The sequence below is a fragment of the Pseudomonas sp. AC136 genome (assembly GCF_979258585.1).
The window spans coordinates 4,227,129-4,248,745 of record NZ_OZ409865.1 but is presented as its reverse complement, the minus strand read 5'-3'; the positions used below and the strand labels follow the sequence as shown (position 1 = coordinate 4,248,745).

19 protein-coding genes and 2 pseudogenes are annotated in these 21,617 nt (G+C 61.2%); 8 read left to right on the top strand and 13 right to left on the bottom strand.

Annotated features, from left to right (window positions below):
- Positions 1-83: 83 nt before the first annotated feature.
- Positions 84-1,520 carry a basic amino acid/polyamine antiporter gene (locus tag ACZZZU_RS19015; protein ID WP_463551497.1) on the bottom strand — a complete coding sequence of 479 codons (1,437 nt, stop codon included), beginning with the start codon at positions 1,518-1,520 and terminating at the stop codon, positions 84-86.
- A 98-nt stretch (positions 1,521-1,618) separates the two neighbouring features.
- Here ACZZZU_RS19015 and ACZZZU_RS19010 point away from each other — a divergent pair, with 98 nt between their 5' ends.
- The 3 genes from ACZZZU_RS19010 (at position 1,619) to ACZZZU_RS19000 (ending at position 4,787) form a co-directional block, all read left to right on the top strand.
- Positions 1,619-2,860, top strand: coding sequence for a TIGR03862 family flavoprotein (locus ACZZZU_RS19010; protein ID WP_463551496.1), 1,242 nt, complete (start codon positions 1,619-1,621; stop codon positions 2,858-2,860).
- 95 nt (positions 2,861-2,955) lie between these two features.
- Entirely contained in the window at positions 2,956-3,276 is a 321-nt protein-coding gene (locus ACZZZU_RS19005) for an ESPR domain-containing protein (protein WP_463551495.1), read from the top strand.
- Positions 3,249-4,787 carry a hypothetical protein gene (locus ACZZZU_RS19000; protein ID WP_463551494.1) on the top strand — a complete coding sequence of 513 codons (1,539 nt, stop codon included), beginning with the start codon at positions 3,249-3,251 and terminating at the stop codon, positions 4,785-4,787. Before ACZZZU_RS19005 ends, ACZZZU_RS19000 begins: the two co-directional genes overlap by 28 nt.
- Positions 4,788-4,889: 102 nt before the next feature.
- Here ACZZZU_RS19000 and ACZZZU_RS18995 read toward each other — a convergent pair whose 3' ends face one another.
- From ACZZZU_RS18995 to ACZZZU_RS18970, 6 genes are all read right to left on the bottom strand, one after another.
- Positions 4,890-6,362 (bottom strand): aldehyde dehydrogenase family protein, encoded by a 1,473-nt coding sequence (locus ACZZZU_RS18995; protein ID WP_463551493.1) that lies wholly within the window; start codon positions 6,360-6,362, stop codon positions 4,890-4,892.
- Positions 6,363-6,372: 10 nt separating this feature from the next.
- Complete coding sequence (locus ACZZZU_RS18990) at positions 6,373-7,203, bottom strand: ABC transporter permease (protein WP_463551492.1); 831 nt, start codon at positions 7,201-7,203, stop codon at positions 6,373-6,375.
- Position 7,204: 1 nt separating this feature from the next.
- Positions 7,205-8,113, bottom strand: a complete 909-nt coding sequence (locus ACZZZU_RS18985) for an ABC transporter permease (protein ID WP_463551491.1) — start codon at positions 8,111-8,113, stop codon at positions 7,205-7,207.
- Positions 8,114-8,236: 123 nt separating this feature from the next.
- Complete coding sequence (locus ACZZZU_RS18980) at positions 8,237-9,379, bottom strand: ABC transporter substrate-binding protein (RefSeq protein ID WP_463551490.1); 1,143 nt, start codon at positions 9,377-9,379, stop codon at positions 8,237-8,239.
- 60 nt (positions 9,380-9,439) lie between these two features.
- Entirely contained in the window at positions 9,440-10,558 is a 1,119-nt protein-coding gene (locus tag ACZZZU_RS18975; protein WP_463551489.1) for an ABC transporter ATP-binding protein, read from the bottom strand.
- 173 nt (positions 10,559-10,731) lie between these two features.
- The gene (locus ACZZZU_RS18970; protein ID WP_463551488.1) at positions 10,732-11,553 is read right to left on the bottom strand and encodes a LuxR C-terminal-related transcriptional regulator; all 822 of its coding nucleotides are present in this window, start codon (positions 11,551-11,553) and stop codon (positions 10,732-10,734) included.
- Between the two features lie 261 nt (positions 11,554-11,814).
- Between ACZZZU_RS18970 and ACZZZU_RS18965 the strand changes: the two genes are divergently transcribed.
- Positions 11,815-12,813, top strand: a complete 999-nt coding sequence (locus tag ACZZZU_RS18965) for a response regulator (RefSeq protein ID WP_463551487.1) — start codon at positions 11,815-11,817, stop codon at positions 12,811-12,813.
- 10 nt (positions 12,814-12,823) lie between these two features.
- On the top strand, positions 12,824-13,258 hold the full coding sequence (locus ACZZZU_RS18960; RefSeq protein WP_122492929.1) for a PAS domain-containing protein: 435 nt from the start codon (positions 12,824-12,826) through the stop codon (positions 13,256-13,258).
- A gap of 386 nt (positions 13,259-13,644) precedes the next feature.
- Here ACZZZU_RS18960 and ACZZZU_RS18955 read toward each other — a convergent pair whose 3' ends face one another.
- The 3 genes from ACZZZU_RS18955 to ACZZZU_RS18945 all read right to left on the bottom strand — a co-directional run bounded on the left by ACZZZU_RS18955 (position 13,645) and on the right by ACZZZU_RS18945 (position 16,245).
- Positions 13,645-14,973 (bottom strand): DEAD/DEAH box helicase, encoded by a 1,329-nt coding sequence (locus ACZZZU_RS18955; protein WP_463551486.1) that lies wholly within the window; start codon positions 14,971-14,973, stop codon positions 13,645-13,647.
- A 55-nt stretch (positions 14,974-15,028) separates the two neighbouring features.
- A complete protein-coding gene (locus ACZZZU_RS18950; RefSeq protein ID WP_463381761.1) occupies positions 15,029-15,640 on the bottom strand; it encodes a 3'-5' exonuclease in 612 nt (203 codons plus the stop codon).
- An 89-nt stretch (positions 15,641-15,729) separates the two neighbouring features.
- Positions 15,730-16,245, bottom strand: coding sequence for a LabA-like NYN domain-containing protein (locus tag ACZZZU_RS18945; RefSeq protein WP_206000744.1), 516 nt, complete (start codon positions 16,243-16,245; stop codon positions 15,730-15,732).
- A 118-nt stretch (positions 16,246-16,363) separates the two neighbouring features.
- On the opposite strand from ACZZZU_RS18945, the gene ACZZZU_RS18940 reads away from it, so the two are divergent.
- Positions 16,364-17,023: a YciC family protein gene (locus ACZZZU_RS18940; RefSeq protein ID WP_463551485.1), complete on the top strand. Its 660-nt coding sequence runs from the start codon at positions 16,364-16,366 to the stop codon at positions 17,021-17,023.
- Positions 17,024-17,066: 43 nt separating this feature from the next.
- Entirely contained in the window at positions 17,067-17,501 is a 435-nt protein-coding gene (locus tag ACZZZU_RS18935; RefSeq protein WP_463381759.1) for a VOC family protein, read from the top strand.
- A 6-nt stretch (positions 17,502-17,507) separates the two neighbouring features.
- Here the strand turns inward: ACZZZU_RS18935 and ACZZZU_RS18930 are convergent, their stop codons facing one another.
- Positions 17,508-18,248: a transporter substrate-binding domain-containing protein gene (locus tag ACZZZU_RS18930; protein ID WP_122492935.1), complete on the bottom strand. Its 741-nt coding sequence runs from the start codon at positions 18,246-18,248 to the stop codon at positions 17,508-17,510.
- 181 nt (positions 18,249-18,429) lie between these two features.
- Between ACZZZU_RS18930 and ACZZZU_RS18925 the strand changes: the two genes are divergently transcribed.
- Positions 18,430-19,533, top strand: a complete 1,104-nt coding sequence (locus ACZZZU_RS18925; RefSeq protein WP_463551484.1) for an endonuclease/exonuclease/phosphatase family protein — start codon at positions 18,430-18,432, stop codon at positions 19,531-19,533.
- A 141-nt stretch (positions 19,534-19,674) separates the two neighbouring features.
- Here ACZZZU_RS18925 and ACZZZU_RS18920 read toward each other — a convergent pair.
- Positions 19,675-20,265: pseudogene (locus ACZZZU_RS18920) on the bottom strand (methyl-accepting chemotaxis protein); the annotation flags it as partial.
- A 264-nt stretch (positions 20,266-20,529) separates the two neighbouring features.
- A pseudogene (locus tag ACZZZU_RS18915) lies at positions 20,530-21,432 on the bottom strand (cache domain-containing protein); the annotation flags it as partial.
- Between the last annotated feature and the right edge of the window lie 185 nt (positions 21,433-21,617).

Below are 21,617 nucleotides of genomic sequence, written 5' to 3'. Positions count from 1 at the left end.
TTAGCCGCGATGGTGGCTCAGCCAACGCGTGCGGCGAGCCATATTGGATTCCCACCTACGCGGATATGACGGCGAAACTCCAATCACCCCAACTCCACCAACCCCGTCCAGAACGCCCAAATAGCCAGCCCCGCCACCACCACCAACGCCCCGGCCGCCACCCCTTCAGCGCGAGAAAAGAACGGTACCTGTGGCCGACTTTCCCGATGTGCAAAACAAAACACCGGCAAGCCCAGCACAAACAATAAACTCGACATCAACACAAACTGCGGCCCCGCCGCATACAGCAACCACACCGCGTACACGCTGCCCAACACCCCACTGCGCAACGCCCTGCCCCGCTCCGCCATCTGCCCGTGCTGCAACGCAAAGCGCCACAAATAAGCGGTGCTCGCCAAGTAGGCCGGCAAGATCATTACGCCCGTCACGCTGATCAGCCAGATCCAGGCGTTCTCGGCAAACAGCACGACAAACACAATTACCTGCATCACCGCACTGGATAACCACAGCGACGGCGCCGGCGAGTGGAAGCGATTTTCACGGGCCAGAAAGCGCGGAAACACGCCATCTCTGGCGCCGGCAAACGGCAGCTCGGCCACCAGAATGGTCCACGCCAGCCAGCAACTGAGTAGGGAAATCAGCAGGGACACGATCACGAATAAAGCGCCCCAGCGCCCCACCAACCGCTCAAGAATGTAAGCCGCCGCCGGCTCATCCAGCGCGGCCAGCTCCGGCTGGGTCATAAAACCGAAGGGTAACGCCGAAAGCAGGAAATACAGCAGCGTGCACACCACCAAGCCGATGTAAGTGGCCTGGCTGACCTGTTGCGGCTTACGCGCGCGGGCCGACATCACCACCGCGCCTTCGATGCCGATAAATACCCACAAGGTCACGAGCATGGTGCTTTGCACCTGACTGGTGACGCTGCCCAATTGCTGGCCAACGCCCCAGACGTCGAGGCGAAACATGTCGGCTTTGACCATCACTGCCATGATCGCGATGGTCGCCAACAAGCTGCCGACGTTCAGCACACTGGCCACCGAGCCCAGCACCGCCGCGCGGCGCACGCCGAACAACACGGTGAAGTGCATCACCCAGATCAACAGCGACGCGCCGCCGATGGACAGCCAGTTCTTGCCGTCGCCAAACGCTGGAAATAGATAACCCAGCGATTTCATGATCAGCACCGCAAACGCGACGTTGCCAAACGCCGCGCTCAGCCAATAACCCCACGCCACCTGAAAGCCGGCCAGGTTGCCGAAGCCTTCGCGGGCGTAGGCGTAAACGCCGGCCGTAAGGTCGGGGCGTTGCGTCGAAAGCAGGCGAAAGCAATTGGCAAGAAAGAACATGCCGACCAACGTCAGCAGCCAGGCAATGGCGATCGCGCCGAGGCTGGCGTGGGCCGACATGTTTTGCGGCAGGTTGAAACCGCCGCCGCCAATCATGGAGCCGATCACCACACCGCTGAGCAGAAACAGCCCAAGCTTGGCCGGTGCTGCGCTGCTGTCATCGTTTGCCATCGCTCAATCCTTTGCGTTGCGTGCCCGCAGCTGAGTGTAGCGGCCGTTTTTGCCGGCCTCGGTTAGAATGCCGCACCTCCCAGTCGTAGCCCGCCGCCATGCCCGCATCTCAAGCCACCGCCTCCCTGCCCGTCGTCGTCATCGGTGGCGGCCCTGCTGGTCTGATGGCCGCCGAAGTGCTGGCGCTGGCCGGCATCCAGGTCGAGTTGTTCGACGCCATGCCCTCGGTCGGCCGCAAGTTTCTGCTGGCCGGCGTGGGCGGCATGAACATCACCCATGCTGAAGCCAAACCGGCATTTATCGGCCGCTACGGCAAACGGGCCGGCGAGATCGGCGAGCTACTCCATGACTTCGACGCCGAGCAGTTGCGCGCCTGGATTCACGGGCTGGGCATCGACACCTTCGTCGGCACCTCCGGCCGCGTTTTCCCCACCGACATGAAAGCTGCCCCGCTGCTGCGCGCCTGGCTCAAACGCCTGCGCGAACATGGCGTGGCGATTCATACGCGCCAGCGCTGGTTAGGCTGGAGCGCCGATGGCCGTCTGCGCCTGGCGGGCGTCGACGGCGAGCAGCTAATCGAAGCCCGTGCCGTGGTGCTGGCGCTGGGCGGCGGCAGTTGGGCGCGTTTGGGTTCCGATGGCGCCTGGCAGGCGCTGCTGGCCAAGCGCGGCGTGCCGTTGCAGCCTCTGCAACCGAGCAACTGCGGTTTCGAGGTGGCAGGCTGGAGCGCCGTATTCGCTGAGAAATTTGCCGGTGCGCCGGTTAAATCGTGCGCCCTCGCGCTGCCCGGCCAGGCGCCGCGCCTGGGCGAATTCGTGGTGACCGCGCACGGCGTGGAAGGCAGTTTGGTCTACGCCCTGTCGGCGCCGATCCGCGACACCCTCACCGAACACGGCAGCGCCACCGTCTACCTCGACCTGCTGCCGCATAAAAGCCCCGAGCAGGTATTGGCCCTGCTGCACAAACCTCGGGGCAGCAAATCCATCAGCAACCATTTGCGCAGTGCCCTCGGCCTGGATGGCGTGCGCGCCGGCCTGTTGCGCGAACTGACCGACGCCGCGACCTTCGCCGATTCGGCAAAGCTGGCCGCCGCCATCAAAGCGCTGCCGCTGACCGTGGTGCGCACCCGGCCCCTCGACGAAGCCATTAGCAGCGCAGGCGGCGTGCCGTTCGAAGCGCTTGACGCCCGCCTGATGCTCACCATCCTTCCCGGCGTGTTTTGCGCCGGCGAAATGCTCGACTGGGAAGCGCCCACCGGTGGCTATTTATTGACCGCCTGCTTTGCCAGCGGCCTTAAAGCGGGCAAAGGGGTCGTTGACTGGCTCGTTCAGTCTCAATAGAGCGGTTGATCCGCGGCGGCTTCTGAGCCGTCCTACAGTTCTGTTTCGCGCCAGTTTTTAACGTTGACCGATCTCCCCTGCGATGGACGCCGGTCATGAACAAGCACTGCTTTCGCCTTATCTTCAGCAAGACGCTGGGCTTTTTAATTCCTGTCGCCGAAATCGCCACCGCCCAGCGCAAAGCCGGGCGGCAACCAGCCAAACTCCGACGTCCAACCTTGATGCTGTCCTTGCTCCTCGCCGGTGCACCCGGCTGGGTCGCCGCCGAGATTTTGCTGGATCGAAATGTTGCCGGAACCAGCATGACGAGTGCTGCCAATGGCGTGCCCGTGATCGAGATCGCCAACAGCAAGGGCTCGGCCTTGATGAACCACGGAACCTTCCGGCGTTGGATAAGACTCTTGGCCTGGCGCTAACAGGGCCTGAGCTTCTTACACCAGCGCCCCTCACACCTGTATATGACGTCGATCAATTAACGCTGCCGGATTTATTGATCGGTTTTGAGCATCTGACGAACGTTGCAAGCGCTTCTAATCCGCCAAGCCTGGACGACGCATCAGAATCCTTTCTACCGACTACGCTAGTCGCCGCTCAACCGATTAAAAGAAAGAAAAAAGTCGCTACCCAGAGCAATGCGTTTGATAGTAACGATCCAAGCAATAAGCCCCGCCGCCTTACGGTGGAGGACATGGAAGCATGGGACGCCATGTCGGCGACAAAACAATTTGACGTGAAGGCCAGCCATTGGCTGAGGGCGCGCAACATCAATAAGAACTATCAAAAATACATAACAGTGGGCGGATTTACAGACAGTGGATATCGTTACTACGACAACATGAAACATGGCACCATTCGGCGCACTTTCGCGAAAGCTTACGAACACCCATCCGACTGGGCCGCACATGTATCAAGCGCAACCATTCAAGACGCCATGCGTCAATGGGAAGGGATGAGTTACCAGCACAGAAAAGCAATTGGACTCGACAATTGGCTGAAACAAAACAATTTAACTCAGCTAGATAGCGTCCTCTTCACCCGGTTCGGCTTATCCACAACCGGAAAAATGTACGCTAAATACATAGCAGCCCCAACTGCGAAGCGCGCAGAAACTGAACGCCCCTCCCGAGTGAAACCCGCCCCGACAAGTGTCATTAACCCTGAGCAGATACTCGCTTGGAACAACCTGACCCCAGCACAACAAGAAAGTGTGGGTGGCTGGCGCAACTGGGCGTCACTGCACGGGGTCATCCAGGACGGGCCCGTCACCGATACAGCGGATAACGTAGCGGCCACCTCGCCGATCACTTTGCCGGCAGGGGCAGACATCCAACTGGTGTCCCAGAATCCGATCCATTCTACTGAGACGGACAACTTGACCGAGCGAGATTTACTCGTCGGGTTTGAACATTTGATGCCGCCTTCAGCAACTGAACGGTCTGCCACACCGCCGCCCGCCGTCGTCTCCACGAGCGGCGAGACTATGCTGCCAACGCCCCCCAGCGCACCAACACCCGCTCAATCTGGGTCAAGTGATTCAAGCACAACGCCACCTGCAACCCAGGCACTGCCGGCAAAGAAAAAAGTATTCGGCATGCGCCCGCTTTTATCCGGCGCGCTGGAAAAAAATGAAGCGTTCATCACATTCGCCAAACAAGCCAATTTGATGAAAGAAGACGGCACCTACACGCGAACAGCGTTACAACAGATAACAAAGCTGCAAACTGAAAAAAGAGTACTTATTTCGCTTCGGCAAATAAACGAGCAACTGGCTGCTAACACGGCCATGACGGAACCGGAAAAACGACTACTGGCGGACAAGATTGCCAAGCAAAATAGCGCGCCTGTCGCCAATCTGAGGTTCTACGCCGCTAACCCATCTGAGCTTCAGAAAGCGCTTGAAGACCTAAGTGCAAAGTGGGACGACTGATCTTCGCAATGACTTCAGTGCGCCACACACGCGGATCGGCAGTAGCCGGTCCGCGGCTTCACACGCTGCGCTCGCCCGCAGCGCGGCGGGCGCGTCACCGAGTCACTTCAGGTACCACCCCCACGGCTCGGTGCCGATGTATTCGGTGACCTGTTTCACCTCCAGATAATTGTCCAGGCCCCAGCGGCCCAGCTCGCGGCCGATGCCACTTTGTTTCATGCCGCCCCATGGCGCCTGGTTGAAGGTGGGTTGCGAGCAATTCACCCACACGATGCCTGCGCGCAGACCATTAGCCACGCGCGTGGCGCGCTGCGGGTCGGCGCTCATCACGGCGCCGGCCAGGCCAAAGCGGCTGGCGTTGGCCATGCGAATGGCGTCGGCTTCGGTGGCAAAGCGCTTCACGCACAGCAGCGGCCCGAACACTTCCTCGCGCCAGATGATGCTGTTCTCGGCCGGCTCATCGAAAATCGCCGGCTCAATGAAATAACCGCGATCAAGATGCGCTGGGCGTTTGCCGCCGGTGAGCAATTTCGCGCCGCTGAGCTTGGCTTGTTCCACAAAGCCGATCACCTTTTCCAACTGCCCCTGGCTCACCAGCGGCCCGAGCAATACGCCCGGTTCCATGCCATTGCCGATGGTGATGGCGCGCGCGGCTTCCACCAGACGTTCGAGCAATTTATCGGCGATGCCCTGCTGCACCAGCAGCCGCGACGTGGCGCTGCACACTTGGCCCTGGTTCCAGAAAATACCGAACAGAATCCACTCCACCGCCGCCTCGATATCGGCATCGTCAAATACGATAAACGCCGACTTGCCGCCTAATTCGAGGCTGATGTTTTTGATGTCGGCAGCTGCGGCCGACATGATTTTCGCCCCGGTCGGCACGCTGCCGGTGAAGGCCAGTTTGTCCACTTGTGGGTGCTGACTGAGCGGACTGCCCGCCTCCGCGCCAAGCCCGGTGACGATGTTCAGCACGCCCGCCGGCAAACCGATACGGTCAGCGGCGGCGGCCAGTTCCAGGGCGGTGAGCGGCGTCAGTTCGGAAGGCTTGAGCACCACGGTGGCGCCCGCTGCCAACGCCGGGGCAACTTTCCACGAGGCCATGAGCAACGGGTAATTCCACGGGATTATCTGCCCGGCTACGCCAATCGGCTCGCGGCGGATATGGCAGCGAAAGCGCTCATCTGGCAATGCCAACGGTTCGTTCTGCTGACCATCCAGCTCGCGCGCCATGTCGGCGTAGTAGCGAAAGCAACCGATGGCATCGCCAATGTCCCACTGCGCTTCGGGCAGGGGTTTGCCGTTGTCGCGCACCTCCAATTTCGCCAGGTCGTCCTGGCTGCTTTCCAGTTCGCTGGCGAGCGCGTCCAGCCATTGGGCGCGCTCGGCGCCAGTGGTTTGCCCCCAGCCATTGTCGAACGCACGCCGCGCCGCGCGCACCGCGTGGTCGATGTCTTCTTCGGTGCCTGCTGGCACGCGCTGAATGACCGTTTCGGTGGCCGGGTCCAGCGTTTCGAAATGGCCGCCCAAATCGGGGCTCACCCATTGCCCGTTGATATACAGCTGATCGCGCATGACGCTCTCCTTACGCCGACACGCCGGCACGGCGGTTTTGCAAATAACGGGAGGTGAACAACAGCGCCAGAGAGGCGAGGATGATCACCGTGGATACGGCATTGATCTCCGGGGTAACGCCCCGGCGGATCGAGGAAAAAATGTAAATCGGCAAGGTGGTTTCCGACCCCGCGACGAAAAACGCGATGATGAAATCGTCAAAGCTGAAGGTGAACGCCAGCAGAAAACCGGCCATGATCGCCGGCGCAATCTGCGGCAGAATCACTCGCCAGAAGGTTTCCAGCGGCGGCGCGTAGAGGTCGGCCGAGGCTTCGAGCAGCGATTTATCCAGCGCATCGACTCGCGTGCGCACAATCACCATCACCAGCGCCATAGTGAACAGCGAGTGCGCCGCCACCACGGTGAAAAAGCCCATGCGCAGTTTCGGAATGCCCATGTCCAGCGCCGCCAGTAGCGGATTGAACAGGTCAAACAAAGTGATAAAGGCGATCAGCGTGGCGATGCCAATCACAATGCCGGGCACGATGATTGCGCAGTACGTCAGCGCATCGAACAGCATGCGCACGCGGCCGCTGACGCGCTGCAAGCCGAATACCGCCAAGGTGCCGAACAGGGTTGCCAGCGTGGCCGAGCACAGGGCGATCAGCGCGCTGTTGCCCAGCGCTTCCATGATGAACGGGTTTTCAAACGCCCGGCCAAACCACTGCGTCGAGCAGCATTCGAACGACAGGCCGCTGCGCCCGGCGTTGAAGCTGAACAGCATGATCAGGGCAATGGGCGCATACAGGAACAGGTACACCGACGTGGAATAACCACGCAGCCATAACGCTTTGTCGTTCATGTCAGAGCATCCCGTCTTGCTGGCGGCCGCCGTAGCGCGCCACCAATTTCAGATACACCGCGATAATCGCCAGCATCATCGCCACCAGGGTCATGGCCACCGCGCTGCCAAACGGCCAGTTGCGCGATTGCAGAAACAAGTCGACCAGCGCGTTGCCGACAAAGAACACCTTGCCGCCGCCCAAAATCGCCGGAATCAGGAACTCGCCCATCAGCAGGATGAACACCAGCATCACGCCGGTAATCACGCCCGGCGCAGACAACGGCAAGGTCACGCGGCGGAAGGTTTCCAGCGCGCCGGCGCCTAGGTCGTGGGACGCCTCAAGCAAGCGCTTATCGAGTTTTTCCAGGCTCACGTAGATGGGAAACACCATCAGCGGCAGGTAGCCGTAAACGATGCCGATCAGCACCGCCGTCGGCGTGTTGATCAGGCGCACGTCGTCCAGCCCCAGGCTGGCCAGCAGCGCGGGAATGCCCTTGCCGCTGAGGATGAAAATCCATGCGTAGGTGCGGATCAAAAAGCTGGTCCAGAACGGCACGATCACCAACGTCAGCAGCAGCGAGCGGTTGCGCCGCACCTTTACCGCGAGGAAATACGCCAGCGGATACGCCGCCAGCAGGCACACCAGCGTGCCCAACGGCGCCAGAATCAGCGTGTTGCTGAACGCCGCCGCGCGCGAGGCCAGATTTAGGTAATTGGCAAAGGTAAACGCCGGGCTGTAGCCGCCGACGGCGCTGCGCTCGCCGACGCTGAACAGCAGAATGACCACCAGCGGCATCAACAGCAGCAGCACGAACCACAGCGTCGAGGGCAACAGCAGCAGCCAGGTGATACGCCGACCGAGGCTGGCCGGTCGCGCCGGGGCAGGCGCGGCCGCCGTGGAGAGCGGTGCGCTAACGGCAATGTTCATGGGATTGTCCTTGGGCATTGTCATAGGGTCAGGCCTATTGATTCCTGTGGGAGCGGCTTTAGCCGCGATGCGTTTGCAGCCAAAGCATCGCGGCTAAAGCCGCTCCCACAGGGGGCCGGCGGTCTACGCCGCTTTAAATCGCGCCATCAATTCCGCCCGCACCGGGCTGGTAAGCGTGGCCGCGGCGCCAAATTCCAGGGCGCTGAGCAGTTCAGCGGCCGGGTACATGATTGGGTCGCTGAGCATTTCTTTGGGCAGCAAGGCGTCCACGCGTTTGTCGCCGCTCGGGTAGCCGTGGGCTTCGACTTCCAGTTTGTTCACCTGCGGGTTGAGCAGGAAGTTGATAAAGGCGTACGCCGCGTCGCGGTGTTCGGCGTCTTTGGGAATGGCGAAGAAGTCGCTCCACAATTCACCGCCTTCCTTGCCCAGAGTGAATTGCAGGTTCGGCAGGTCGCGGTGCAGTTGCGAGCCGTCGCCGGTCCAGCACATGGACATCCACGCGTCGCCGCTGCGCATGCTCGGCTGGTAGTCGGAGTTGATGGCGAACAGGTGCGGTTTCACTTCGATGAGCAGCTTTTCCGCGTCAGCCAGTTCTTTCTCATCCAGCGAGTTGAAGCTGTAGCCGAACGATTTCAGCGCGTTGCCGATCGCTGTCAGCTGGTAGTCGTGGACCATCACGCGGCCGGTGGCCGGGCCTTTGGCCAGGTCCCAGAATTCTTTCCAGGAGGCGGGTTTGCCTTTGATTTTCTGGTCGTCGTACACAAAGCCCGTGGTGCCCCAGTTCTTCGGCACGGCGTACACCTTGCCGTTGACGATGCCCTGTTCCATAAAGCGCTTTTCGTAGGCGTTGGGGTCGAAGTTGCTCAGGCGCGTGAGGTCCAGCGGCTCGATCAGCCCCAATTCGACGTAGGTGCTGATGGTGTAGTTGGTGGGCACGAACACGTCCCAGCCGCTGCCACCGGCTTGCAGTTTGGCGAGCATTTCTTCGTTGGAACCGAACACGCTCATTTGCACCTTGGCGCCCGTCTGGCTGGCGAAGGCTTCGAGGTTTTTCGCGTTGTGGTAGTTGGGCCAAGTGGCGATGGCCACGCGGTCGCCGATGGCGCCTTTTTCGGCAGCGAAGGCGTTGCTGGTGAGCATGCCGGGCATGTTGGTGGCGACCACTGCGGCGGCCACGCCCAGCCCGGTGCGGCCGAGGAAGTCGCGACGGGTGATTGAGCCGTTCTGCCAGCTACGCATCGTTTTTATGAAGTCTTTGCCATCCATCGGTCATCCCCTTAAACGTGTCGGTTAGTTATTGGTGTACCTGCTGAACTGCGCTGCCTATCAAAGCCCCATCGCCAAGCCATTGGCCTGGTCCCATCCAATCTGCACGGCGACGCCGTGTTCGAAACTTGCCTGGTTGTGTTCGCGCACTCGCGGCACGCGCACGCAGACGATGCCGAAGGGATCGGTGCGCACGCGGTATTCAGTGAGGTTGCCCAGATAAATGCGGTCTTCCACGCGACCGTTAAGGGTCACCTCGCGGCCCAGCGGCGTGTTGGCGGCGCCGATGCTGATCAACTCCGGGCGTACGGCAATGCAGCCTTCCACTTGCGGGCTCAAGGCCACACCGCTTGGGCTGCGCGGGCTGCTCAGTTGTAGGCCCTGGGCGGTTTCCAGTACCACGCTGTCGCCGTCGATACGGCGCACGGTGCCGCTGAACAGGTTGGATTCACCGATAAAGTCGGCGACGTAACGGCTGGCTGGGGTTTCGTAGAGTTGCTCGGGGCTGGCGGTCTGCACGATAAGGCCGTCCTGCATGACGCTGATGCTGTCGCTCATGGACAACGCCTCTTCCTGGTCGTGGGTAACCAGGACAAAGGTGATGCCCACCTCGCGCTGCAAACGCAGCAATTCGGACTGCATTTCCTTGCGCAGCTTGCGGTCCAGCGCGGCCAGGGGTTCGTCGAGCAGCAATACGGTTGGCTTGTTCACCAGCGCGCGGGCCAGGGCCACGCGTTGTTGTTGCCCGCCCGACAGCTCGCTCGGTTTGCGTTGCCCGTAGCCGCTGAGGCGAACCATTTCCAAGGCTTCGTCGGCCAGGCGGCGCTGTTGTTTTTTGTCTGGACGCGGGGTCTGGTAGCGCAGGCCATAGGCGATGTTGTCGGCCACGCTCAGGTGCGGGAACAACGCGTAGCTCTGGAACACCATGTTCACCGGCCGCTGGAACGCCGGCACGCCCGCCACCGAACGACCGGCGAGCAATACCTCGCCTTCGCACGGCTGCTCGAAGCCAGCAATCATGCGCAAGGTGGTGGTTTTGCCGCAGCCTGAGCTGCCGAGAAACGAATGAAAGGCGCCGCGCCGCACCTGGAAACTCACGCCGTTCACCGCCGGCGTGGCGCCGTAGCGCTTAACCACCTGACGGAATTCGATATCGAATGCTTGGCTGGAATCGCTCACCGCTCGCCCCTTTCTGGTTCTTATCTGCGTTGGGGAGAAACTAGCAACGGGGGTTTGCGGGCGTATATATCCCTTGAGGGATAGAGAGCCCATGAAAGCAAAAGCTCGAGGCTGAAGCCTCTCCTACAGAGTCGCGATTCAGTGTGGGAGAGGCTTTAGCCTCGATTGATGGCTCACGAAGCGTGGCGCAAGGCGAACTCTTCGCCGCCTTCGGACCCTGCCAGCTCGCGAATGAACAAGCCCAACAACTCGGCCTGGCTGCCAATACCCAGCTTGGCGTAAATGTTCTTACGGTGAATTTTCACCGTGCCGGGGCTGATTTCCAGCTGCTCGGCCACCGAGGCGCTGGAGTGGCCGCGCAACAGCAGCTGGACAATTTCCTGCTCGCGCGCGGTCAGGCTGTGGGCGCCGAACTGGTCGAAGGCGGCGCGAATTTTATGGTCAAGGTCTTGCGCCGGACGTTGCACCCGACACTCCTGCCACGCTTCCCGCACCACCTCGGTGACCACTGCCTCGGCGCATTCCAGCATCTGCACTTCATCGCGACTGAACGCCGGGCTGGTGGTGCTGCGCATCAGCGACAACACGCCTTTGGCGCCGTCGGCAAGGTCGACGAAAAACGCCACTTCTTCGGCCAGCCCGGTGAGCTGGTAATAGTTGAGGTAGTACTCGCCCAGATAGAAGTGGTCCGGCGCGAATTGGCGCAAGCGCCACAAGCCGGGCGGTTGGTCTCGGGTGCAGGCGAGGTAGAACGGGTCGAGCAAATAGGGGCCAACCTGGTAATCGTCGACGTAAATTTTGCGTTTATCCACAGCAAAAGTATCGAACAGCGCCAGCGGGCGGTGGTTGCCTTCGTAAATGAAGAGAACGAAATGGTCGACCGGGCAAATTTGCTTCAACCATTGGCTCAAGCCCTGCAAGCGCGGCCGGCCGCTCGGCAGGGTGAGCAAATGGGCGAATCCGGTGGTCCAGTGTTTCAGGTCCTTGTGGCGCATAGCGGTGCTGCTTCAGCCAAATGTTCAGAATAGCGAACAAGAATGCAGGTTTTGCGCCATTATCCTGAAACCCCCAGCCTGGCGCCCGATGGCACTTTTAACCGGCTCGGTGATGCACCAGCATGGGCCGATAAGCACCAGTAAACGTCACTGCAGGTAACGTCTGTTCCGCTGAGCGGCAACCAGCACTGACGACTATGCTTGCTTTCATTCGGTCAGCGGCTGGCCGCATTTCTTCTTGCTCATGGTGGTAACGCGATAGTGATTCCTTTGTTGGTCTGCGACGACTCCATGATGGCCCGCAAACAGTTGATCCGCTCACTCCCAGCGGATTGGCCGGTGTCCATCACCCAGGCCGCCCATGGTCAGGAAGCCATGCAGGCCATTCGCCAAGGCCTCGGCCAGGTGGTGTTGCTCGACCTGACCATGCCGGTGATGGACGGCTACGAAGTACTAGCCGCCCTGCGCGCCGAAGGCCTGGCGGCCAGTGTGGTGGTGGTTTCGGGTGATGTGCAGGAAGAAGCGATGCGCCGCGTGATGGAGTTGGGCGCGCTGGCCTTCATCAAAAAACCAGCCGAACCGGAAAAGCTGCGCGAAACCCTGCAACGCTTGAACTTACTCGGCCAGCCTGCCCCGCCCGCTGAAGTGCCGCTGCGCCCGGCCTTTGAGCTGAAAGTGAACTTCCGCGATGCCCTGCGTGAAATCACCAACGTGGCCATGGGCCGCGCCGCCGCGTTGCTGGCCAAGGTGCTGGGCGTGTTTGTCGAGCTGCCGGTGCCGACCGTCAACATCTTCGAAGTCAGCGAATTGCACATGACCCTGGCCGATGCGCAACGCGGCGAGCGCTACAGCGCGTTGTGCCAGGGCTTCATCGGCGACGGCATCGCTGGCGAGGCGCTGCTGCTGTTCCACGACTCCGAGATTGCCGATATCGGCCGCCTGTTCAAGTGGCAGCCCAAGGACGAACACGATGTATCGGAAATGCTCCTGGACCTGGCGAGCATTCTGATCGGCGCGTGCCTAAGCGGCATTTCCGAACAGATCGACGTACGCTTTTCCCAAGGCCACCCGCAATTGCTCGGCCTGCACAGCTCGATTGAAAGTTTGATCACGGTGAACAAACAGCGCTGGCGCAAAACCCTGGCGGTGGAGATCAGCTACAGCCTGGAGGGCCATAACGTGCACTTCGATTTGCTGCTGCTGTTTACCGAAGATTCGATTCAGCGCCTGACCTACAAAATCAATTACCTGATGAACTGAGACCCGGCCCATGCCTGCGCAGATCGACATCAAAGAAGTTCACTGGCTGCTGGATATCGTGCAATGCATCGATGTGGGCGTGATCGTACTCGACCGTCAATACCGCGTGGAAGTGTTTAACAGCTTTATGGAAAACCACTCCGGCCTGGGCCCGGATGAGGTACACGGCAAGTCGTTATTCGACTTGTTTAAAGAGATTGACGAAGACTGGTTTCGGCGCAAGGTCGACACCGTGGTCACGCTCGGCACCCGGGCGTTCAGCCTGTGGGAACAGCGGCCGTACCTGGTGCATTTCAAAAACTACCAACCCATCACCGGCCGCGCCGACTTTATGTACCAGAACGTCACCCTGCTGCCGCTGGCCTCTAGCGGCGGGCAGGTGGAGCACATTTGCGTGGTGATCTACGACGCGACTGAGGCGGCGGTGCATAAGCGCGTGTCGTGAGCCCCCGCCGCGCGCTTCGCGCTCGTTTTGTCCAGGCCAATCGCGGCTGAAGCCGCTCCCACACTTATCGCCCTGCACCTGTGGGAGCGGCTTTAGCCGCGATGCTCTTGACCTTAACCCCTGCGGTTCCAGGCCCGGCCAATCGCGGCTGAAGCCGCTGCCACACTTATCGCCCTGTACCTGTGGGAGCAGCTTTAACCGCGATGCTTTTGACCTCGATCCCTGCGGTTTCAGGCCCGGCCAATCGCGGCTGAAGCCGCTCCCACACTTATCGCCCTGCACCTGTGGGAGCGGCTTTAGCCGCGATGCTCTTGACCTCGACCCCTGCGGTTCCAGGCCCGGACAATCGCGGCTAAAGCCGCTCCTACAAAAAGCGGGGCGGTCGGTTATTTCTTCTTGCGCGGCCCGGTGTTAAAGCTGGGCACTTTGCGAATGGCTTTCACCGGTGCGTCCAGCGGCTCGGCGCTTTCGGTCCATTTGCCCAGGGTTTTCTTGCCGCCTCCGCCGCCGGTTTTTGGCTTTTTCGGTTTCTTCGGTTTTTTCAGCACCTGGCCGGTGGGGTCGGTCATCGGTACGCGGTGCTCGGGTTCGAAGTCTTGTTCTTCGCTGCGTTGCAGGGTCTGGCGGGTGAGCACTTCAATGGCCGACAGCAGCTGCACTTCATCGGCACATACCAGGGAAATCGCCTGACCGCTGTTGCCCGCGCGGCCGGTGCGGCCGATGCGGTGCACATAGTCTTCGGCCACGATGGGCAAATCGAAGTTGACCACCAGCGGCAGGTCGTCGATGTCCAGGCCGCGCGCCGCCACGTCGGTGGCGACCAATATTTGCACTTCACGGTTTTTGAACCGGTCCAGGGCGCGCTGGCGGGTGGCTTGCGGTTTGTCGCCGTGGATGCCATCAGCGTTGACGCCTTGCTGCTGCAGCATTTCGCAGAGCTGATCGACACCGTTACGGGTTTTGGCGAACACCAGCACCTGGCCCCAGCGGTGCTTTTTCAGCAGGTGGAAAAACAGCTCCGGCTTGCGCTTTTTATCCACCGGGATAATCCACTGCTTCACACTGCTGGCCGCCACGTTGCGCGGGCTCACTTCAATGCTCAGCGGGTCGTTGAGGGTGTTGCCGGCAAGCGCGCGAATGGCGTCCGAGAAGGTGGCGGAGAACAGCAAGGTTTGACGCTTTTTCGGCAGCGCCGCGTAGATATCGCGCAGTTCTTCAGAGAAGCCCAAGTCGAGCATGCGGTCGGCTTCATCGAGGATCAGGGTTTGCAGCTGGCCGAACTTGACGGCGTTCTGGCGGAACAGGTCAAGCAGCCGCCCCGGCGTGGCGACCAGAATATCGACGCCTTTGCGCAGCTTCATCATCTGCGGGTTGATGCTCACGCCGCCGTACACCGCGTAGGTGGTCAACGGCAGATTCTGCCCATACACACGAATGCTTTCGTGCACCTGCTCGGCCAGCTCGCGGGTCGGACACAGCACCAGCGCGCGCACCGAGTTGCTGGAAACGGTCGGCCCTTCGAGGGTCAAGCGCTGCAGCAGCGGCAAGGCGAAACCGGCGGTTTTACCGGTGCCGGTCTGGGCGGCGGCCATCAGGTCGCGGCCGGCCAGCACGGCCGGAATGGCCTGGGCCTGAATCGGCGACGGGGTTTTGTAGTCGAGCGCTTCGAGCGCGCGCAGCAGGGGTTCGATCAGACCAAGGGCGGCGAAAGTCATAAGGGTAACCAGGGGGCGTTGCCAGGAAAGCGCGCAGTTTACCCTGTCCGCTTCTTCAGGCGTTACGCGCCAGTTTCAGCGCTTCGCCAATTTTCGCGGCCGGCACTTTTTGCAGGCGGCACAACAGGTTGTGGGAGATGGCTTGAATGCCGTGCTCGTCGCGCAGTTGACCGGTCATAAACAGGGTGAGGTTGGCGGCCATTTCGGCGTCGGCCATGGCCCGGTGAGCCTTGCCGGTGACGGGCAAGCGCGCCCAGCTGTTGAGCGTGCCGAGCTTATGGTTCGGTGCCTGCGGCAACAACCGACGCGCCAGCAGCATGGAGCAGGCGAAGGTTTGCCGGCGCTGACGGCGGATCAGCGCGAGCTCGGCGTCCCAGAATTTTTGGTCGAACGAAGCGTTGTGCGCCACCAGCGGAATGTCGCCAACGAACTCGGCCACCGCCTCCATCACCTCATCGGCCGGCGGCGCGGCGCGCAACATGGCGTTGCTGATGCCGGTCAGGTTCTCAATGAACGGCGGCACCCACACGCCCGTTTTCATCAGGCTTTGAAAGCGCCCGACGATGCGCCCGTCTTCGACGATCACCGCCGCAATTTCAGTGGCTCGGCAACTCTGGCCAGGGGAAATGCCGGTGGTTTCGAAGTCGATTACAGCGATGGGTTCCACGGTCGGTCTCGGCGGTTTTCAACGGCCGCGTAGGTTAACAGCGTTTTCGCCTTCTAACGCCGCGCAGCCGACGCGCAGCCGGCCGGTAGTTACCGCAGCAGTAGCGCGCCTTCGATGGGTACATACCGCGTCGCCGCACGAACGAGCGACTGCGCCGTCAGCCCCGGCACGCCGTAGGCCACGGCTTCAGTGCCGTAGCTGCGAACCTTGTCGAGCAGCATGTCGAAGTCACCATCGCCCGAGGCCAGCACCACGCAGTCGACGCGCTGGGCGGCGTCCATGATGTCGATGGTGATGCCCACGTCCCAGTCGCCTTTGGCCGAGCCGTCGCTGCGTTGGATGTAGGGTTTAAGCCGCACGGTAAAGCCGAGGTTGCGCAGAATTTGCTGGAATTGCTGCTGCTTGGGATCGCCACGATCGATGGCGTAGGCGTACGCCTCGACAATTTCGCCGTGCTGGGCGATGTCTGCCCATAGCGCCGAGTAATTGAAGTGGCAGCCATGGGCCTGACGTACGGTGTAGTAAAGGTTCTGCACATCGGCGAACACGGCAATTCTTTTCACCAGCCTAACTCCTGGGCGGCCAAAGTGTGGGCAGTATGCCATCACCGCGTAGGAAATGGCCGAAGCAATCTGCCAACCGGTCGCCACAATTGGCCCGTTGGTGCACCGCCGCCCTTCGGCTACAGTGGCGGCCTTGCTCCTGCTGCCGTGACCGTTTGCGATGAATCCTTTTCCCGTTATCCGCGATGCCTGGTTCTTTTTCAGCCGTAACCTGCTGAGCATCGCCCTGCTCTGTCTGCCGCTGATCATGTTGGAAAGCCTGGCGCAATACGCCTTGGCCAGCGCCAGCGGGCCGGATACCTCGCCGGCTTACAGCGTGGTGATCGGCTTGTTTTTCTACCCGTTGTACACCGGCTCGCTGATTATTTTCCTGGCGGCGCGCAGCAGCGGTGAACAGCCGGCGCTCAGCAATGTGTGGGCACTGGCCCTCAGCCTGTGGCCGCGCTTTGCGGTGCTGGCGGCGCTCAGCACGTTGTTGATCATGGTGGGCATCAGCCTGATGGTGATTCCCGGCTTGTATGTGATCGTCAAGCTGGCCTTTTCCGAATACCTGCTGGTGCTGCGTGGCCTCAGCCCGCTGGCGGCGATGCGCGACAGCTTCAGCCAAACCAACGGCCATTTCGCGCGGATTCTGCTCTGTGTGCTGAGCGTGATGGTGCCGCTCTGGGCGCTGGATCTGCTGAGCTTCAACCTCGCTGGCAAAGACAACGAGCTGATGCTGTTCGTGCTGGATTGCGCCAACGGCTTCCTGCAGTTGTTCGCCAGTGTGGTGACGTTCCGGCTGTTTATGCTGATCAGCAGCGAAACGGCGCGCGGCTGATTTCCAGCTAGGCTTGGAGAGTGCCGTTTCCGGAGCCCAAGCCATGCCCGAGAGCAATCCCAGCGTTCTTTCCCACGTGTCTGTCGGTACCAATCACTTCGAGCGCGCGGTGGCGTTTTACGACCGGGTGCTGGCGACCCTGGGTTGCCAGCGGCTGTTGGAGCATCCCGGCGCCGTGGCGTACGGCCGCATGTACCCCGAGTTCTGGCTGCAAACCCCCTTCGACGAGCAACCCGCCACGGTCGGCAACGGCACGCACATTGGCTTTGTCGCCCAAGATAAAGCCTCGGTAGACGCCTTTTACGCCGCCGCCCTCAACGCCGGTGCCAGCGCTGATGGCCCACCCGGCCCGCGTCCGCACTATGGCGAGCAATATTACGGCTGCTTCGTGCGCGACCTGGACGGCCACAAAATCGAGGCCACCTATTGGGAAGCGACCTCGCTGTATGAAATCTATGTAGAGCCTCCGGCGGGCTGAAGCGCCCTAGCGCTGCGCCTGGTAGCGCTTGGCCTGGCGCGTGATCCAGCCCTCCGCCAGCATTTTCTTCAATGCCGCGCTCATCAGCGCCTGCTCGCTGGACTGCTCCAGCACGCGGGAAAAACCAATAAACAGTTCTGTTTTTGCCAGGGGCTGATAGCGGGTCTTGGCGATGGTGGCGGCGTATTGCGGCTGCAGCAGTTCATAGTCGACCTGGCAGTCGGTGCCGATAAAGGCGGCCAACCTTCCACGCAGCAACATTTCCAGCAACTGCTGCTCGTTGTTGACGCCGTGTTTGACCAAGGCGGTGTCGGAGTCGAACGGCTCGAAATAAACCGACTCATGGACGAAGCCGATCACTTTGCCTTGCAAGTCCGCGTAGCGCTGCACCTGGCCGGCCGCCGCACTGGCGGTATAGAACCGCGGTGCGCAGGCGTAATACGGGGTGGGCAGATACTGCACGTACTGTTCGCGGTCGGCGGTTTTCGCCAGGCCGATCATCAGGTCCGCGCGGCCTTGTTGCAGGTCCGCCAGCCCCCGCGCCCACGGTGCGCGCTGGATGTCGAAGTGCAGCCCGCTACGGCGCCCGATTTCATTCAGCACGTCGATATCCAGCCCCACCAGTTCGCCCTGCGCATTGAGCATGCGAAACGGCGGCCAGAGGTCGGTCATCACCCGCAACGGCGCGCGCTCGGCAGCAACCACGAGCTGGCAGAGCACGGTGAGCAGCAACAATGCCCAGCGCATTTATCATCCTTAATAAGAGGCCCGTACCCTTGGCTCGGGCGGGATTGTCGAGAGATCGTACAACCGCGGCGTAATCTACAGTGCTGTCTATGACATTCGCCAGCCACCCGGGCCATTTGGGCTAAACGCTGTGCTCGGTTATGCTCCGGTTCGCATCTTTCTCGCCAATTGGCCACTGCTCATGCCTGTGTTACGCCCGTTTCCGTTCCGAAAACTACTGCTGATCACCGTATTGTTTGCCGTTGCCCTTTGCGTGCTGGTGTACAGCATCACCTGGCACCCGGCCGACCGCGAACCCGCTGCGCTGAGTTGCGAGGCGAATACCGCCACGTTGCAACCCGGTCAGGCGCTCAAGGTGGTGACTTGGAACGTGCAATACCTGGCCGGCAAGCGCTACGTGTTCTGGTACGACCTGGCCGACGGCAGCGGCCCCGACACCCGCCCCACCGCCGCGGACCTGGCCTACAGCCTGGACGAAGTGGTGCGCATCCTGCGTGATGAACAGGCCGATGTCGTGCTGCTGCAAGAGCTGCACGAGAACACCAAGGCCACCGATTACCAAGACCAGATGGCCCTGCTGCATGAGCGGCTGGCCGACCTTTATCCGTGCAGCAGCCAAGCGTTCTACTGGAAAGCCTCGTTTGTGCCGCACCCGAAAATTCGCGGCAGCGTCGGCATGAAACTCGGCACCCTGAGCCGTTACCGCATCAGGCAGGCCGAGCGTTTGCAGCTGCCAACGCCGCCGGCTGATTTGCTCACGCGCCAGTTCAATCTCAAGCGCGCCATGCTGGTCAGCTACTTGCCGATCCGCGACGGTGGCCAAATGGCGGTAATCAACACCCACCTGGATGCCTTCGCCCAGGGCGACGACACCATGCAACGGCAAGTGGCGATGATCGACGAGCAGCTGCACGCCTTGAATGTCGCCAATACGCCGTGGTTGATCGGTGGGGATTTCAACCTGTTGCCGCCAGGCCAGTACGAACGGTTGTCCGAGCGTCAGCGCAGTTGGTATGCGCCGCAAAGCGAGCTGCAGGTGTTGGCAGGCAAGTACCCGATGATTCCGAGCCTTGAAGAAACCGGTGGCGCGAATCAGGCCGCGTGGTACACCCATTTCCCCAACGACCCGCAGGCCACCGGCCCCGACCGCACCCTCGACTACCTCTTCCACAGCCCGATGCTGGCGCGGGTAGCGGCGAATGTGCGGCAGGTGGATACCTTGCGTATCTCCGATCACCTGCCGCTGGTGGCGCGGTTTTTGTTGCCGGAAAAGGCGCAGCCGTAATGCAAAAGCATCGCGGCTGATCGGAATGCCGCCCAGCCGCTCCCACAGGTTTCGGGGTGATCCTGTGGGAGCGGCTTCAGCCGCGATTTCCTGCAAACGCTGCAATCCAAGCCGCTTCCACAGTAGCCGCGCTCGCTTTGTTTAAATCCTGAAACTACGTACCAACTGGCTTAGCTGCGCCGCCTGCTGTTCCAGCTCTTTGCACGCCTGCAAGGTGGTGCGCAGGTTTTCGACGCCGTCCTGGTTGAGGGTGTTGATTTCGGTGATGTCCATGTTGATGGTTTCAACCACGGCGGTTTGTTCTTCGGTGGCGGTGGCGACCGACTGGTTCATGCCGTCGATTTCGTCGATGCGACTGGTCACGCTGCCCAACCGCTCGCCGGCCAGATTGGCGACCTGCACGGTTTTGTCGCTCTGTTTCTGACTTTCTTCCATGGTGCTGACGGCGCTGCGGGCGCCGGTTTGCAGTTCGTCAATCATCTGCTGGACCTGCTGCGCCGACTCTTGTGTGCGGTGCGCCAGGTTACGCACTTCATCAGCCACCACGGCAAAACCGCGCCCCGCTTCACCGGCACGCGCGGCCTCGATGGCGGCGTTCAAGGCCAAGAGGTTGGTCTGCTGGGAAATGCCGGTGATCACTTCGAGAATCTGGCCGATGTTGGCCGTCTTGGCGTTCAACGTTTCGATGGTGCCGCACGACTCGCTGATTTTTTGCGACAGCTCGCGCATGGAGCTAATCGACCGGCCCAGCACTTGCTGCCCTTCGGCGGACAAGGCGCTGGCGTCGGCCGAGCTTTCCGAAGCGACGGCCGCATTGCGGGCAATTTCATGGGCGGCAGCGCCCAACTCGTTGATGGCCGCCGCCACGCTGGTGGTGCGCGAGGCCTGCTGGTCGGAGTTCTGCAACGAGGCATTGGAGGCGACCAGCACGCGGGACACCACTTCGTTTACGTGATGCGTGGCAGAAGAAACCTCTTTGATCGACTGGTGAATACGCTCAACGAAGCGGTTGAACGAGGTGCCCATCTGGCCGAACTCGTCCTGGCGCAACACCACCAGCCGCCGGGTCAGGTCGCCCTCGCCTTCGGCAATGTCCTGCATGGCCTTGCCCATGACAAACAACGGCTGCATCAGCACGCGGATCAGGAGGCTGAGCAAGGTGATGATGGCGATTACGGCAATCACGGTGGCCAAGGTGGCGGTTATGCGAAATTCCTTGAGCATCGAGAAGGCGAAGGACTGCTCCAGTGCCAAGCCCAGCTGCCAGTTCGCCGAGGCGATGCCTTGCATCGGGGTGAACTGCACCAGCATGTCTTCGCCATTGACTGTCACATCGCTGAGCCCGCTTTTGGCCACCAGACCGCTGCCCGGAAAGGCTTCGCCGAGGGTTTTGAGGATCAGGTCTTTGTTCGGGTGAATGAGGATTTTGCCGTCGCTGCTGACGATAAACGCGTGGCCGTGGCCGTCGAAGTCCAGCGAGTTGATGGTGGCGCTGACGCTGCCCAGATCAATGTCGGCCCCGGCCACGCCGATCACTTGCCCGCCTTGTTTGACCGGCGTGGCGACAGTAATCACCAGCTTGCCCGACGAAGCGGCAATGTAGGGTTCGGTGACCACGGTCTGCCCGGCGGCCATGGCGGCTTTGTACCAGCCACGCGCCCGGGGGTCGTAGTCTGCGGCGCGTGAGCCGGCCGGCACCGAGAACATCAGGCCGTCGGCGCCGCCGAAGTAGCTGAGCTGAAACGCCGTGCCATACACCGGCAGGCCGACGATTTGCTTGAGCGTGTCGGGCGCTGCGCCTTGCGCGCTGATTTGCTGCGCCATGGAGTCGACCAACGCCATGTTGCCGCGCAGCCAGGTCTGAATATTGGAGGTGGTCAGTGCGCCCAATTCGCCCATGGAGCGCTCGGCATCGACGCGCAGGGTTTGCCGTTGTCGGTAGTCGTTGAACAGCACAAACACGGTGAAGGCAAACACCACGGTTAAACCTGCCGCCAACAAAATCTTGTGGCGAAACTTCAGATTGAGCGCCATACCATCATTCTCCAGGGTGTTCGGCGAAACGGTTGAAGGGCAGCTATCGG

Bases quoted from the DNA above. Each gene is read 5' to 3' on its own strand.
- ACZZZU_RS19015 (WP_463551497.1), bottom strand. From the start codon at position 1,520: ATGGCAAACGATGACAGCAGCGCAGCACCGGCCAAGCTTGGGCTGTTT.
- ACZZZU_RS19010 (WP_463551496.1), top strand. From the start codon at position 1,619: ATGCCCGCATCTCAAGCCACCGCCTCCCTGCCCGTCGTCGTCATCGGT.
- ACZZZU_RS19005 (WP_463551495.1), top strand. From the start codon at position 2,956: ATGAACAAGCACTGCTTTCGCCTTATCTTCAGCAAGACGCTGGGCTTT.
- ACZZZU_RS18995 (WP_463551493.1), bottom strand. From the start codon at position 6,362: ATGCGCGATCAGCTGTATATCAACGGGCAATGGGTGAGCCCCGATTTG.
- ACZZZU_RS18990 (WP_463551492.1), bottom strand. From the start codon at position 7,203: ATGAACGACAAAGCGTTATGGCTGCGTGGTTATTCCACGTCGGTGTAC.
- ACZZZU_RS18985 (WP_463551491.1), bottom strand. From the start codon at position 8,113: ATGAACATTGCCGTTAGCGCACCGCTCTCCACGGCGGCCGCGCCTGCC.
- ACZZZU_RS18980 (WP_463551490.1), bottom strand. From the start codon at position 9,379: ATGGATGGCAAAGACTTCATAAAAACGATGCGTAGCTGGCAGAACGGC.
- ACZZZU_RS18970 (WP_463551488.1), bottom strand. From the start codon at position 11,553: ATGCGCCACAAGGACCTGAAACACTGGACCACCGGATTCGCCCATTTG.
- ACZZZU_RS18960 (WP_122492929.1), top strand. From the start codon at position 12,824: ATGCCTGCGCAGATCGACATCAAAGAAGTTCACTGGCTGCTGGATATC.
- ACZZZU_RS18955 (WP_463551486.1), bottom strand. From the start codon at position 14,973: ATGACTTTCGCCGCCCTTGGTCTGATCGAACCCCTGCTGCGCGCGCTC.
- ACZZZU_RS18945 (WP_206000744.1), bottom strand. From the start codon at position 16,245: ATGGCATACTGCCCACACTTTGGCCGCCCAGGAGTTAGGCTGGTGAAA.
- ACZZZU_RS18940 (WP_463551485.1), top strand. From the start codon at position 16,364: ATGAATCCTTTTCCCGTTATCCGCGATGCCTGGTTCTTTTTCAGCCGT.
- ACZZZU_RS18935 (WP_463381759.1), top strand. From the start codon at position 17,067: ATGCCCGAGAGCAATCCCAGCGTTCTTTCCCACGTGTCTGTCGGTACC.
- ACZZZU_RS18930 (WP_122492935.1), bottom strand. From the start codon at position 18,248: ATGCGCTGGGCATTGTTGCTGCTCACCGTGCTCTGCCAGCTCGTGGTT.
- ACZZZU_RS18925 (WP_463551484.1), top strand. From the start codon at position 18,430: ATGCCTGTGTTACGCCCGTTTCCGTTCCGAAAACTACTGCTGATCACC.